Genomic DNA, 14,019 nt, shown 5'->3' with positions numbered 1-14,019 from the left:
CCGACATGAATAAACTTTATTATGGCGTGGCATATTACGATGAATATATGCCAGTTGAGCGTCTGGAAAAAGATATCGCGATGATGCTCGACGCCGGTATTAATGTCGTGCGTATTGCCGAATCCACCTGGAGTACGCTGGAACCCGCAGAAGGTCAGTATAATTTCCGTCATATCGACCGCGTGCTTGATGCCATGCATCAGGCGGGGATAGCAGTGATTATCGGCACACCGACGTATGCTATTCCGGCGTGGCTGGCGCGTAAATACCCGGAAATTATGGTCACCACGCCGGAAGGCCAGCAGAAATATGGCCGCCGCCAGATCATGGATATTGTGAATCCCGATTTCCGGCGTCATGCCGAAAATATCATTCGGGTTCTGCTCAGCCATGTCAAAAATCATCCGGCGATTATTGGTTATCAGGTGGATAACGAAACCAAGCATTACGATAATTGCGGCCCGGAAATGAAGCAGAAATTTGTGGCCGGTATGCAGGAACAGTTTGCTGATATTAATGCCATGAATCAGGCGTTTGGTCTCAACTACTGGAGTAACAGAATTGACGACTGGCGGGATTTCCCGCCGCCCGAAGCGACTATTAACGCCAGCCTCGGCTGTGCGTTCTCCCGCTTTCAGCGCCAGTGCGTCACGGAATATCTGGCATGGCAGGCGGCGCTGGTCAATGAATACCGTCAGCCCCATCAGTTCGTGACGCAGAATTTCGATTTCGAATGGCGCGGTTATTCTTTTGGCGTGCAGCCGCGCGTGGATCATTTCGCAGCAGCCAAAGCGATGACCATGGCAAGTGTCGATATTTATCACCCGTCACAGGAACAGCTGACCGGTAAGGAGATTGCTTTCGGCGGCGCCATCGCACGCGGTATGAAGCACGGGCAGAATTATTATGTGATGGAAACACAGGCGCAGGGTTTTGCCCAGTGGGTGCCCTTCCCCGGCCAGTTGCGCTTGCAGGCTTTCAGCCATCTGGCGCACGGCGCAACGCTGCTTTCATACTGGCACTGGCATTCGATTCACAATTCGTTTGAGACTTACTGGAAGGGCCTGCTCAGCCATGATTTTGCGCCGAACCCAACGTATAACGAAGCCAAAACCATCGGTGCCGACTTTGCCAGGCTGTCGCCCCGGCTTATGGATTTAAAAATCGAAAATGACGTCGCCATTCTTATCAGCAATGAAGCGATGGACGCGCTGAACTGGTTTAAACCCGAAGGTGTCAGCACCAATCTGTACAACGATATTTTCCGCCAGTTTCACGACGCGCTTTATGAAGAGAACATTTCTGCCGACATCATCGCCGATCTCCCGGCCAATCCCGGGCGCTATAAGTTGCTGATCGTCCCGGCGCTGTACGCCGCCAGTGACGACCTGCTCCGGCGCATCAGCGCTTATGTGGAAGGCGGTGGCCGGGCGATGATCGGCTTTAAATCCGGCTTCAGTGATGAAAATGTGCAGGTTCGTCATGGTGCACAACCGGGCATTTTGCATGAATGCTGCGGCGTAACGTATAACCAGTTCGTGCTTCCCCACGGTACACAAATCACTTCAGAACGGCTGGAACTCGACGTTCAAAATGCGCAGGTTTCAACCTGGATGGAACTGCTGAAACCGCAGGGCGCGCAGGTTTTGGCGCGTTATGACCATCCGGTATGGGGCGAATACGCCGCCATTACCGAGCACGATTTCGGACGTGGCAAAGCGATGTACGTTGGCTTTCTGCCAGAAATCTCACTGATCAGGCAGCTCGTTGCCCGCCTGACCACCGGCCTGCCGCTCAGTGCCAGAATGAGCCAGCAGACTTTCCCGCTGATCGTACGCGGGGGCGTCAATCAGGCCGGGCAGCGTGTCCGCTATTATCTGAATTATTCAGCGTGTGCGCTGACCGTCGAAGACGCACTGTGCGGAGAAGAGCTGATCGGCGGCACGTCTGTGCACGGGCAGCCGCTGGTACTTGCGCCGTGGGGCGTGGCGATTATCGCCGGATAAACTCACCCGCCGTCGCGCAGGTAATAATCAGTACGGCGGCTAGTATTGATGCATCGAATATCAGGACAGCGCCATGATGGACCAGAACCCGGACAATTTTGATTTTCTGCATTACTCGCCGCTGATGAAAAAATTCAGTTTTCAGGCCTATCTGGTCGCCGGTTTCACCCCCATCACTACCGACAGTGCGCTGGATTATTTCATCAACCGCCCGAACGGCATGAAAGGTTACATCATTAACCTGACGCTTAACGGACAGGGCGATATCACCTCCGGCAACGATCGCCGTGCCTGCCACGCGGGTGACTTGCTGCTGTTCCCGCCCGGAATTCCACATTACTACGGACGGGCAAATCATAGTGACAGCTGGGATCATCTGTGGGTGTATTTTCGCCCGCGCGGTTACTGGATTGACTGGCTGAACTGGCACGACACGGGCTGCGCTATCGGCCAGCTTACCCTGCCGTCGCAGGAAAAAGTGGATGAAGTGGTCAGCCTGTTTAAATCCATCCTGACCTACAGCGATTGCGGCAGCCCGCTTTCCGAAGCGCTGGCGATGAACGCGCTGGAAAAACTGCTTCTGCACTGCCAGCAGTTATTGCCGATCCACAACACCCATCAGCGTGACCCGCGGATCCACCAGGTTTGCCAGTACCTCAACGAGCATCTGGACAGCGACATCAAAATCGAAGAACTCGCGCAACGCGTCTACCTTTCGCCTTCGCGGCTGGCGCATCTGTTCAGGCAGGAACTGAATACGACGATCCTGTGCTGGCGTGAGGAACAACGGATTAACCGCGCCAAATCGTTATTGCAGGTCAGCCAGCAGCCGATTGCCAAAATTGCCGAAACAGTGGGTTATGAAGATCAGCTCTATTTTTCACGGATTTTCCGCAAACATTTGTCCGTCAGTCCCAGCCAGTACCGGAGAAATTTCGATGAAAGAGACCGGGCTGACGGAGAAATGGAATAGTGCAGGCCGGCCGTCATATCGTCCTTGCTGTCATTAAAACGTCACAACTCCCGCCTAACCTTTCAGTAACAAAAAATATCCATATGTGTATTTTTATTTCTGACGGTTTATGAAAAGGAGTTTTGACAATGCAACAACCTCTCTCTCTGCTGGCCCGCGCCCTCTCTGCCGCCCTGCTGGTTTCTGCTTCCGCCAGCGCTTTTGCCGCTCAGCCGGATGCCCTGACAGACCGCGCCGCGAAAGGCGTGCTGACTGAGCCGGGCGGCGCACGTCGTCTGAGCGGTGATCAGACGGCAGCGCTGAAAGCGTCGCTTTCGGACAAAACGGTGAAGAACGTGATCCTGCTGATTGGTGACGGAATGGGCGATTCAGAAATCACCTCCGCACGAAATTATGCCGAAGGCGCAGGCGGCTATTTCAAAGGTATCGATGCCCTGCCGCTGACCGGTCAGTACACACATTATTCTCTGGATAAAAAGACTCAAAAGCCAAGTTACGTGACGGATTCTGCCGCGTCGGCCACGGCCTGGACGACCGGCGTAAAAAGCTATAACGGCGCCATCGGCGTGGACGTAAACGGTAAAGATCACCAGACCATTCTTGAGATCGCCAAAGCCGCAGGCAAGGCGACCGGCAACGTCTCCACCGCCGAATTGCAGGACGCGACACCAGCCGCCCAAATCGCGCATGTCACGTCGCGTAAATGCTATGGCCCGGAAGAAACGGCGGAGAAGTGCGCCAGCAACGCGCTGGAAAATGGCGGACGCGGTTCCATCACTGAACAGCTGTTGCAGGCCCGCGCCGACGTCACACTGGGCGGTGGCAAAAAATCCTTCAGTCAGCTGGCGAAAGCCGGGGAATTCAGCGGTAAATCCCTGAAAGACCAGGCACTGGCTCAGGGTTATGTGTGGGTAGAAAACGCCGGCCAGCTCAGCGCCATCACGCAGGCCGACCAGAAAAAACCGCTGCTGGGCTTATTCGCCGATGGCAACATGCCGGTACGCTGGCAGGGCCCGAAAGCCACGTATCACGGCAATATCGATAAACCGGCCGTCACCTGCGAAGCCAATCCGCAGCGCACCGCAGAGATCCCGACCCTTGCCGCGATGACTGAAAAAGCGATCGACCTGCTGAAAACCAATCAGAACGGTTTCTTCCTGCAGGTCGAAGGTGCGTCTATTGATAAGCAAGATCACGCCGCCAATCCGTGTGGTCAGTTTGGTGAGACGGTAGATCTGGATGAAGCAGTGCAGAAAGCCCTCGAATTCGCCCGCAAGGATGGCAATACGCTGGTGATTGTGACCGCCGACCACGCGCATTCCAGCCAGATTATTGAAACCGACGCCAAAGCCCCCGGCCTGACGCAAACACTGACCACCAAAGACGGCGCACCGATGACCATCAGCTACGGGAACTCCGAGGATGATTCGCAGGGGCACACCGGGACTCAGTTGCGGATCGCCGCGTTCGGGCCACACGCCGCGAACGTCGTCGGGCTGACCGACCAGACGGATTTGTTCTATACCATGCGGGAAGCAATGAATATTAAATAAGCAGTGAGGGCTGGCCGCTGACTGAGTAAATTTCGGTTTTTCAATAACTGTGTTCACTTAACTCGCCGCGCCGAAACCGACCAAAAGGGGAAAGTGCTTTTCCCCTTTTGGATTTCCCCACGCTTTTTCAACACGCGCTCCGCTCGCTGGCTATGTTTCAGCAACCGCAGCTATTGCCGCGAAAACTTGCCGCTGCGCGGTTCCCTTGCTCGGTTTCGAGCCACAGGTCTCGAAACACTTCGCCCGGCAAGCTTTCTGAAAGCGGCCATTGGCTTTTTCACCCTATTACAGTGGTTTGGTTTGCTCCTCCCCCTGCGAAGGGGGAGGCCGGGAGGGGGTTTTGCAGGCCACTGAGCCGCTACAACCAACACCCCATCCCGGCCTTCCCCTCGTGAGAGGGGAAGGAGCAAATCAAAATCAGCCTGCATCTATCTTCCGAATTACATAGCTATTGGCCGCTTTCAAAACGACGTTGAGTGAGGAGTGAGAAACAGCGAGAGTCTTTTTTCGAGCAGGTTCGAACCCGAAGCGAAAGTACCGCGCAGCGGCGGCGTTTGCGGCACTAGCCGGAGTGGCTGAAACATAGCCAGCAAGCGGTAGCGCGGAGTAAAAAAGACGCGGAGATTCCAAAGAGGGCTCGTCATAGCCCTCTTTGGTCGGTTTCGGCACAAGCCGCTGAGCGATCACTGCAATTGAGAAACCGAAATCTTCTCGGTCAGCTGTCAGCCTTCACTGCAAGTGAAAAACCGAAATATTCTCGGTTTGTTATTAAAACCGCCCGCGGCCCGCAACTGTTATACCTAATTATCACCATACTGTTCCTGTTATACCTACTCCCCTTCATGGTTAAATCCCCTTTCATCATCTGCTATAAAAATAGGTCTTCTCATGTTGGGTTTAGATGCCTTCGAACTGGCTCGTATACAGTTCGCCTTCACCGTTTCTTTTCATATAATTTTCCCCGCCATCACCATCGGGCTGGCCAGTTTTCTGGCGGTGCTTGAAGGGATGTGGCTCAAAACCAAAAAAGAGGAATATCGCGACCTCTATCATTTCTGGTCAAAAATCTTTGCTGTAAATTTCGGCATGGGCGTGGTGTCCGGGCTGGTGATGGCGTATCAGTTCGGGACTAACTGGAGCTTTTTCTCGTCATTTGCGGGCAGCATCACCGGCCCGCTGCTGACCTACGAAGTGCTGACCGCCTTCTTCCTCGAAGCGGGTTTTCTGGGCGTGATGCTGTTCGGCTGGAACCGTGTCGGCCCCGGTCTGCACTATTTCGCCACCTGCATGGTCGCGCTCGGCACGCTGATGTCCACGTTCTGGATCCTCGCGTCCAACAGCTGGATGCAGACGCCGCAGGGCTTCGAAATCGTCAACAATCAGGTGGTGCCGGTGGACTGGCTGAAAGTCATTTTCAATCCATCGTTCCCCTACCGTTTGCTGCACATGACCACCGCCGCGTTCCTGTCGTCGGCGTTTTTCGTCGGTGCATCTGCCGCCTGGCATCTGCTTAAAGGGCGCAATACCCCGGCAATGCGCACCATGCTGTCGATGGCGATGTGGATGGCGCTGATCGTTTCCCCGGTTCAGGCGCTGATTGGTGATGCGCACGGGCTGAACACGCTGAAATATCAGCCTGCGAAAATCGCCGCGATTGAAGGCCACTGGGAGAACAAGAACAGCGAACCGACGCCGCTGATTTTGTTTGGTTACCCGGATATGAACCGTGAGGAAACGCGTTATTCGCTGGAAATCCCCTATCTTGGCAGCCTGATCCTCACGCACAGCCTGACCCAGCAAATCCCGGCGCTGAAATCATTCCCGAAAGAAGACCGGCCTGACTCGACCATCATTTTCTACAGTTTCCGCATTATGGCCGGGCTTGGCATGCTGATGATCGTTCTGGGGTTGTGGAGCCTCTGGCTGCGCTGGCGCGGCAATCTTTATGAGAACAAAGCGTTCCTGCGGTTTGCATTGCTGATGGGGCCGTCGGGCTTACTGGCCTTGCTGGCGGGATGGTTTACCACTGAAATTGGCCGTCAGCCGTGGGTGGTTTATGGCCTGCTGCGCACCAAAGACGCCGTTTCCAGCCACGGCGAGATGCAGATGAGCATCAGCCTGCTGCTGTTCGTGGTGATTTATTCTTCAGTGTTTGGCGTCGGTTATCTCTACATGATGAAGCTTATCCGCAAGGGGCCGCAGCCGCATGAAGGCCAGAATCAGGATCACGGCGGACCGGGGCAACATCGCACACCGGCGCGTCCGCTGTCGGCTATTAAAGAACCGCTGAACGACGAAGGAGTTTGAAATGGGTATCGATCTTCCGCTGATTTGGTTTTTGATCATCGTCTTTGGCGTGATGATGTACGTGGTGATGGACGGCTTTGATCTGGGCATCGGCCTGCTGTTTCCGCTGGTGAAAGCAGAGCATGAGCGCGATGTGATGATGAACACCGTCGCGCCAGTCTGGGACGGCAACGAAACCTGGCTGGTGCTCGGCGGTGCGGCGCTGTTTGGCGCGTTTCCGCTGGCGTATTCCGTGGTGCTCGACGCGCTGACTATTCCGCTCACATTAATGCTGTTCGGCCTGATTTTCCGCGGCGTGGCTTTTGAGTTTCGCTTCAAAGCCAGCGCGGCAAAACGTCACGTCTGGGACAAATCGTTTATTGCCGGTTCGGTGCTGGCAACGTTTTGTCAGGGTGTGGTGCTTGGCGCGGTCGTCGGCGGCATTCCGGTGGTTAACCGCGCCTATGCCGGTGGCGCGCTGGACTGGCTGACGCCGTTCAATCTGTTCTGCGGCTTCGGGCTGGTCGTGACCTACGCCCTGCTCGGCTGTACGTGGCTCATTATGAAAACCGAAGGCCGCCTGCAGGAAAGCATGCACCGCTGTGCAAAACCACTGCTTTTCACCTTTCTGACCGTGCTGGTGATCATCAGCGTCTGGACGCCGCTGACGCACGCCGCCATCGCCGCACGCTGGTTCAGTGTGCCGGATCTGTTCTGGTTCCTGCCGGTTCCGGTGCTGGTGCTGGTGGTGGCGTTTTGGATGTTGCGCGCGATAAACCGCCAGGCGCACCACTCGCCGTTCCTGCTGACGCTGGCACTGATCTTCCTCGGATATACCGGTCTTGGGATCAGCATCTGGCCGAACATTATTCCGCCGTCCGTTTCCATCTGGGAGGCGTCCGCTCCGCCGCAAAGTCAGGGGTTCATGCTGGTCGGCGCGCTGTTTATTATCCCGATTATTCTGGTTTATACCTTCTGGAGCTATTACGTGTTCAGAGGGAAAGTGACGCCGGAACAGGGCTATCACTGAGATGCGGAGGAGTAAATGAAGAAGCTCATCAGGGAAATGGATGATGAAACCGTTATTCGTCAGCCTTTCTGGAAACGCGTCTGCTGGATGGCGACCATCTGGCTGGGCAGCGTACTGGCGCTGTTTGTTGTCGCCTCGGTGTTTAAATTGCTGATGGCCGCAGCGGGAATGCGCACACACTGATCCCACAAACAAAAAACCTCCGCCATCACTGGCGGAGGTTTTTCATTGCGGGCGCGGAAAACCGGTCAGCGCAGCAGGTTATCGAGACGATCGTCGTCGATGCCGTCAGGTTCCAGATGCGCCGTCACATCGGCAAACTTGAACAGTTTACCCACCGCCATTTCCGCCGCGTCGCCGATGTCGTGCCCGATATCCACGCTCAGGCTGCCGTCCACTTCCACGTGGAACTCCACGAAAACGCGGTCGCCGCCGTTACGGGTGCGGATGTCATGCACGCCTTTCACGCCGGTCACGCTCAGCACGGCGTCTTTCACACGCTGACGATCGTCGGCACTCAGCTCCCTGTCCAGTAACTGCGTCAGCGCATCCGCCGCCATGCCACGTGCATTCCAGATCATATAGAAAGAAATCAGCAATGCGCCGATGGAGTCAGAACGCGTCCAGCCAAAATAGCGTTCGAAAATCAGCGCCAGCAGCACGGCGATATTCACCGCGACGTCGGTGATGTAATGCGCCCGGTCGGCGGCAATCGCCGTGGAACCGGTACGTTTCACCACGTAAGTTTGCATCAGCACCAGACAAGTCGCTGCGATACAGCTGATGATGATGACCCAAATCCCCAGCCCGAGTTGCGCCAGCGGCGCAGGGTTAATAATGCGTCCGATGGATTCCCCGCCGAGCACCAGCCCGGCCGCACCCAGCAACAACGCCTGGACAAAAGCGGCGACGGCTTCGGCTTTGCCGTGCCCGTAACGGTGCCCTTTGTCAGCAGGACGCAGGGCGTAACGCACGCCAATCAGCGTCACCATGGACGCCAGCACATCGACCAGCCCGTCAGCTGCCGAGGTCAGCAAAGCAATAGAGCCCGTCGCCACCCACGCCCAGACTTTGATGCACACCAGCACCAGCGCCACGCAGACAGAAACCAGAGACGCGATACGTGTCAGCCCTTTATAGGAAGGGGCCGGGCGGCTCATGAATGGCTCCGGATAAGCAGATTTTTTTGAGAATTAATCACAGGGATTTCCTGAAGCAGATAATCAATTTTATTTGATAAATACAAATACCAGTCCGGCATTATAACCCATTTCTCACTTTTAAGACCTTCCCTATGGTTTGGATCTTCGTGCCCTGACTAAGGTTTATTGACATGGATTTACTTGCATTTACATCAATACAATCTAGCTTAAAACAAGATTTCTTTGTTCCGGCACGTAGCCGCCGATAACCAGAAGAGCACTATGACAAACGATAACAAAGCACAGCCTTCCGCGTCGGATGACGCACACTCAGAACACGATTCCAGCCAGGTAAAATCAGGAGAAGGTCACAACAAGGGAAACCAGAACAACAATAGCGAAGAAGCGAATGAAACCCGCAAAGGCCCGGGCAAGAAACCGCTGATTATTCTCGGTATTGTTGTGGTGGTCATGCTGGTCGTGGCGCTGGTCTGGTGGCTGATGACCAAAGATCAGATCAGCACCGACGATGCCTTTACCGAAGGCGACGCCGTGACCATTGCGCCGAAAATTGCCGGTTATGTCACTAATCTGGCGGTGAAAGATAACCAGTTTGTACATAAAGGCGATCTGCTGGTGGAAATCGATCCGCGTGATGCCACGGCGCAGCGCGATGCCGCGCAGGCGCAGCTTGGGCTGGCGGTTGCCCAACTGCATCAGGCGCAGGTTCAGTATGATCTGGCGAAAGTGCAGTATCCGGCGCAGCTGGCGCAGGCAAAAGCCCAGCAGACGCGTGCGGAAGCCAATTTACTTAACGCCACGGCAGATTTCCGTCGTCAGCGCGGTGTCGATCCGCGGGCGACCACGCAACAGAATATCGATACGTCCAACGCGCAGGTACGTTCAGCCGCCGCAGACCTGGAAAATGCCAAAGCGCAGGTGCAGGTCGCCGCACAGGTTCAGCTTAATATTCGTCAGGCTGAAACCAACGTTGAAGCCCGTCAGCAACAGGTTGAACAGGCCAAAGCGCAGCTCGAAAATGCCACACTGAATCTCTCGTATGCGCAGGTTCGCGCACCGTTCGACGGCTACGTCACCAAGCGTAATGTGCAGCTCGGTACGCTGGTGCAGGCCGGTTCATCGCTGTTCTCGGTGGTGTCGAAAGAGATCTGGATCGCCGCCAACTATAAAGAATCGCAGCTTGAGCGCATGCGTCCGGGCAATAAAGTGGAAATCACCGTGGATGCGTTCCCGGACATCAAACTTCATGGTCACGTCGACAGTATTCAGCAAGGCACCGGCTCGCGCTTCTCGGCCTTTCCGGCGGAAAATGCCACCGGTAACTATGTGAAAATTGTGCAGCGCGTACCGGTCAAAATCGTCATCGACAGCGGTCTGGATGAAAATCATCATCTGCCGCTCGGCCTGTCTGTTGAACCGACGGTGACCGTCGAATGAATGAAGATCGCAGCTACTGGAAACCCAAGGCCAATCCGTGGGCAGTTGCCGCCGTCGTAACCATTGCGGTGTTCATGGAAATCCTGGACACCACCATTGTTAACGTGGCGCTGCCGCACGTCGCCGGTTCGCTGTCCTCCAGCTATGACGAATCGACCTGGGTTTTAACGTCATATCTGGTGGCCAACGGCATTGTGTTGCCGATTTCCGCGTTTCTCAGCCGCGTGATGGGCCGCAAAACCTACTTCCTGATCTGTATCGCGATGTTCACCGTCTGCTCTTTCCTGTGCGGTATCGCAACCGAACTGTGGCAGATGATTTTGTTCCGCGTGTTGCAGGGGTTCTTCGGCGGTGGTTTGCAGCCGATTCAGCAATCGGTGCTGCTGGATTATTTCAAGCCGGAAGATCGCGGCAAGGCGTTTGGTCTGTCGTCGATTGCCATCATCGTGGCCCCCGTTGTCGGGCCGACGCTCGGCGGTTACATCACCGATAACTTCAGCTGGCGCTGGGTGTTTCTCATCAACATTCCGGTGGGGATTATTGCCCTGCTGGCGATTTATCAGTTGCTGGAAGATCCGCCGTGGGAGCGTAAAGCTAAAGGCAAACTCAGTATTGATTACATCGGTATCGGGCTGATTGCGCTCGGGCTGGGCTGTTTGCAGGTCATGATGGACCGCGGCGAGGACGACGACTGGTTTAAATCCGGCTTCATCGTCACCTTTGCGGTGCTGGCGGCAACCGGGATTGTCGGCGCGATTTACTGGCTGCTTTATGCCAAAAAACCGGTGGTCGATCTGCGCTGTATGAAGGATAAAAACTTTGCCGTCGCCGGTTTACTGATGGCCGGTATGGCGATGATTTTGTACGGCAGCTCAGTGGTGATTCCGCAGCTGGCGCAGCAGCAGTTAGGCTATACCGCCACGCTTTCCGGGCTGGTGATGTCGCCCGGCGCGGTGCTGATTGTGTTGTCGATCCCGCTGGTGCTGAAACTGATGCCCATTGTGCAGACGCGCTACATCATTGCGTTCGGCTTCTTCCTGCTCGCCGCGTCGTTTATCTATTCGGCCACGCTGACGCCGGACGTCGATTTCGAAACGCTGGTGCTGTACCGCAGCGCGCAGTCGATCGGGCTGGGCTTCCTGTTTGTGCCGCTGACGACCATCGCGTTCATCACTATTCCGCAGCGGATGAACGCCGACGCCGCCGCGCTGTTTACCATGTTCCGTAACGTCGCAGGCTCGATCGGGATTTCGCTGGCCACGGCCGGTGTGACCGAGCGAACGCAGGCACACAGCGCACACATGGCGCACAACATGTCGCCGCTCAATGAACAGTTTAATCAGGCCGTCAGCAAAAGTGCCGCCGCGATCCGTGATTTCGCCCACGTCGTCGGCGACCCGATGCAGCTCGCCACCGTGAAGATGTATCAGGAAATGATCTCGCAATCGCGCATCCTGGCTTACATCGATGTGTTCGGCTATTGCGCCATCGTCGCTGTTATTTTGATCCCATTTTGTTTCCTGCTTTCGCCGGTTAAGAGCGAAGGTAATGCCGGAGCACATTAAGTTGAATACGACCCGGAAGTTGAATAAGACCACATTGTTTACCGTTTCGGCTCTCACGCTGGCGCTGGCGGGCTGCTCCGTAGGCCCTGATTACCAGAAGCCGAACCCGGTCACGCCGGGCGCTTATAACGACATGACGAAGCCGAAAGACGCCGACGGCGCGTCCATCGCCCTGCCCTCGGAGCCGAATCCGCTATGGTGGAAAGCGTTTAATGACCCGCAGCTCGACAGCCTGATCACCCGCGCGATTGCCGGGAATATCTCCCTGCAACAGGCGGTGCTGCGCATTGCCGGTGCCCGCGAGCAGGTCAAACAGGCCGAAGGCGCCTGGCTGCCGTCGGTTCAGGGCAGCGCAAAAGCCACGCGTCAGCAGCTTGGCCTGAAAGGTATTCTGGATTCCAGCGGTGCCTCGCAGCAACTGAACGATCTCGGTCCGGAAGCCTCCGGCGCCATCAGTACGGCGACGCGGCCCGTGAATTTATATCAGGGAAGTTTTGACTCCAGCTGGGAGCTGGATTTATTTGGCGGCACGCGGCGTCAGGTTGAGGCCGCGAATGCGCAGACACAGTCTTCTGTCGAACAACGCAATGATGCGCTGGTGTCGCTGGAAGCCGAAGTGGCCCGCGCGTATCTGCAACTGCGTGGCGCGCAAAGCGTGACGGCGGCGATTCAGACGCAAATCGACGTCGCGCAGCAGACGCTGGATCTCACGCAAAACCGCCAGAAGAACGGCCTTTCGCCACAGCTGGATGTCGAAAACGCCCGCGCACAACTGGGTTCATTGCGCGCCCAGTTGCCGCAGTATCAGGCGCAGGAACGTCAGGCGATGAACGGGCTGGCGGTTCTGCTCGGCCAGACGCCGGGCTCGCTGGATGCCGAACTGACCGCACCAAAACCGATGCCTGCCCTGCCCGCTGCCGTCCCGGTGGGCGTGCCGTCGCAGCTGGCGCGTCGCCGCCCGGACGTGCGCAAAGCCGAAGCCGATCTTCACGCGGCGACCGCCAATATCGGCGTCTCCGTCGCGCAGATGTTCCCGAGTATTTCCCTCACCGGCCAGTTCGGGATGCGTAACACTGACGTGAGTTATCTCGACAACTGGAGCAGCCATTTCTACTCCTTCGGCCCGCAGGTCACGCTGCCGATCTTCCAGGGCGGACGTCTGGTTTCCAGCGTGCATCTTTCCCGCGCACAGCAGGCTAATGCCGCGCTGAACTACCGCCAGACGGTACTGACCGCGCTTCAGGACGTCGATAATGCACTGGTGAATTACCGCACGGATCAGGATCAGGTGAACGGATTAGAGCAGACGACCGAAGCGTTACAGACAGCGTTTGATCTCGCCAGCGACAGTTACCGTCAGGGGCTTTCAACGTTCATCAACGTGCTCGACGCCCAGCGCCAGCTCGCGCAGGCGCATCAGCAATCCGCCGAAGCGAAGGTGAAAACCAGCACCGATCTGGTGTCACTGTACAAAGCCCTCGGCGGTGGCTGGGAGCCGTACCAGAACGTCGATTTGCCGACCTACACCGTCTTCGGCCCGGCGGCAACGACGGATGTGAAAGTCAAAACGACGTCGGGAGTGACACCGTAATGATTAACTTCGCTTTATCAAACCGCTGATGTTGTGCATCCGGTTTCCCTGACAAGACGTCCAAAATACTGGCGTGGAGCTTTTTCCGCGCCAGACAAAGAGACAGAAATCACTAACAGAAATTCTTTATTCACTGTCTCTATTCATCAGACTTATCTATATAATTTATATGAAAATTTCTAACAACCTTTAAAACCCTCCAGATTTACATTCAGAAATACTTAATTTCTGCAAAAATGCTTAACACCATTCATTACCCCTTCTGTTAGTCCGGTTTCTGAGTAGAACCACACCACCACAATTTGACTTAAGTAAAAACCATCTCAGGTAACCTCACCGCGGACGGTGGCGGGATAACGGAATAATTCACAGGGAGTCACCGGTTTACGGCCTGTGTAAAAGGGACTTAAACGAT

The 14,019-nt window shown here is 55.7% G+C and carries 10 protein-coding genes; 9 read left to right on the top strand and 1 reads right to left on the bottom strand.

The annotated features are described in order from the left end of the window. The first annotated feature begins 5 nt into the window (after positions 1–5). The 6 genes from CWS43_RS25605 (at position 6) to CWS43_RS25580 (ending at position 8,031) form a co-directional block, all read left to right on the top strand. Entirely contained in the window at positions 6–2,006 is a 2,001-nt protein-coding gene (locus CWS43_RS25605) for a beta-galactosidase (RefSeq protein WP_101079972.1), read from the top strand. A 76-nt stretch (positions 2,007–2,082) separates the two neighbouring features. Continuing rightward, the gene (araC, locus tag CWS43_RS25600; protein WP_101080033.1) at positions 2,083–2,979 is read left to right on the top strand and encodes an arabinose operon transcriptional regulator AraC; all 897 of its coding nucleotides are present in this window, start codon (positions 2,083–2,085) and stop codon (positions 2,977–2,979) included. A gap of 128 nt (positions 2,980–3,107) precedes the next feature. Then, the gene (gene phoA, locus CWS43_RS25595; protein ID WP_101079971.1) at positions 3,108–4,532 is read left to right on the top strand and encodes an alkaline phosphatase; all 1,425 of its coding nucleotides are present in this window, start codon (positions 3,108–3,110) and stop codon (positions 4,530–4,532) included. A gap of 888 nt (positions 4,533–5,420) precedes the next feature. After that, a complete protein-coding gene (locus CWS43_RS25590) occupies positions 5,421–6,839 on the top strand; it encodes a cytochrome ubiquinol oxidase subunit I (protein WP_101079970.1) in 1,419 nt (472 codons plus the stop codon). Between the two features lies 1 nt (position 6,840). Continuing rightward, a complete protein-coding gene (gene cydB / locus CWS43_RS25585; RefSeq protein WP_101079969.1) occupies positions 6,841–7,848 on the top strand; it encodes a cytochrome d ubiquinol oxidase subunit II in 1,008 nt (335 codons plus the stop codon). A 36-nt stretch (positions 7,849–7,884) separates the two neighbouring features. Next, entirely contained in the window at positions 7,885–8,031 is a 147-nt protein-coding gene (locus CWS43_RS25580; protein ID WP_101080032.1) for a DUF2474 domain-containing protein, read from the top strand. 65 nt (positions 8,032–8,096) lie between these two features. On the opposite strand, the gene CWS43_RS25575 is transcribed toward CWS43_RS25580, so the two are convergent. Next, on the bottom strand, positions 8,097–9,008 hold the full coding sequence (locus tag CWS43_RS25575) for a cation diffusion facilitator family transporter (protein ID WP_101079968.1): 912 nt from the start codon (positions 9,006–9,008) through the stop codon (positions 8,097–8,099). A 264-nt stretch (positions 9,009–9,272) separates the two neighbouring features. On the opposite strand from CWS43_RS25575, the gene CWS43_RS25570 reads away from it, so the two are divergent. From CWS43_RS25570 to CWS43_RS25560, 3 genes are read left to right on the top strand one after another with little or no spacing between them, the layout of a single operon-like run. Continuing rightward, complete coding sequence (locus CWS43_RS25570) at positions 9,273–10,448, top strand: HlyD family secretion protein (protein ID WP_101079967.1); 1,176 nt, start codon at positions 9,273–9,275, stop codon at positions 10,446–10,448. Further along, positions 10,445–12,013: a DHA2 family efflux MFS transporter permease subunit gene (locus tag CWS43_RS25565; RefSeq protein WP_101079966.1), complete on the top strand. Its 1,569-nt coding sequence runs from the start codon at positions 10,445–10,447 to the stop codon at positions 12,011–12,013. Before CWS43_RS25570 ends, CWS43_RS25565 begins: the two co-directional genes overlap by 4 nt. Before the next feature lies 1 nt (position 12,014). Beyond that, the gene (locus CWS43_RS25560) at positions 12,015–13,604 is read left to right on the top strand and encodes an efflux transporter outer membrane subunit (protein ID WP_232777214.1); all 1,590 of its coding nucleotides are present in this window, start codon (positions 12,015–12,017) and stop codon (positions 13,602–13,604) included. Positions 13,605–14,019: the final 415 nt, after the last annotated feature.

This window comes from Rahnella sp. AA (genome assembly GCF_002834385.1).
In the GTDB taxonomy this organism is placed as follows: domain Bacteria; phylum Pseudomonadota; class Gammaproteobacteria; order Enterobacterales; family Enterobacteriaceae; genus Rahnella.
This window is presented reverse-complemented; position numbering and strand designations above follow the sequence as displayed.

Excerpts from the sequence above, each read along its gene's own strand:
- CWS43_RS25605 (WP_101079972.1), top strand. The coding sequence starts at position 6 with ATGAATAAACTTTATTATGGCGTGGCATATTACGATGAATATATGCCA.
- araC (WP_101080033.1), top strand. The coding sequence starts at position 2,083 with ATGGACCAGAACCCGGACAATTTTGATTTTCTGCATTACTCGCCGCTG.
- phoA (WP_101079971.1), top strand. The coding sequence starts at position 3,108 with ATGCAACAACCTCTCTCTCTGCTGGCCCGCGCCCTCTCTGCCGCCCTG.
- CWS43_RS25590 (WP_101079970.1), top strand. The coding sequence starts at position 5,421 with ATGTTGGGTTTAGATGCCTTCGAACTGGCTCGTATACAGTTCGCCTTC.
- cydB (WP_101079969.1), top strand. The coding sequence starts at position 6,841 with ATGGGTATCGATCTTCCGCTGATTTGGTTTTTGATCATCGTCTTTGGC.
- CWS43_RS25580 (WP_101080032.1), top strand. The coding sequence starts at position 7,885 with ATGGATGATGAAACCGTTATTCGTCAGCCTTTCTGGAAACGCGTCTGC.
- CWS43_RS25575 (WP_101079968.1), bottom strand. The coding sequence starts at position 9,008 with ATGAGCCGCCCGGCCCCTTCCTATAAAGGGCTGACACGTATCGCGTCT.
- CWS43_RS25570 (WP_101079967.1), top strand. The coding sequence starts at position 9,273 with ATGACAAACGATAACAAAGCACAGCCTTCCGCGTCGGATGACGCACAC.
- CWS43_RS25565 (WP_101079966.1), top strand. The coding sequence starts at position 10,445 with ATGAATGAAGATCGCAGCTACTGGAAACCCAAGGCCAATCCGTGGGCA.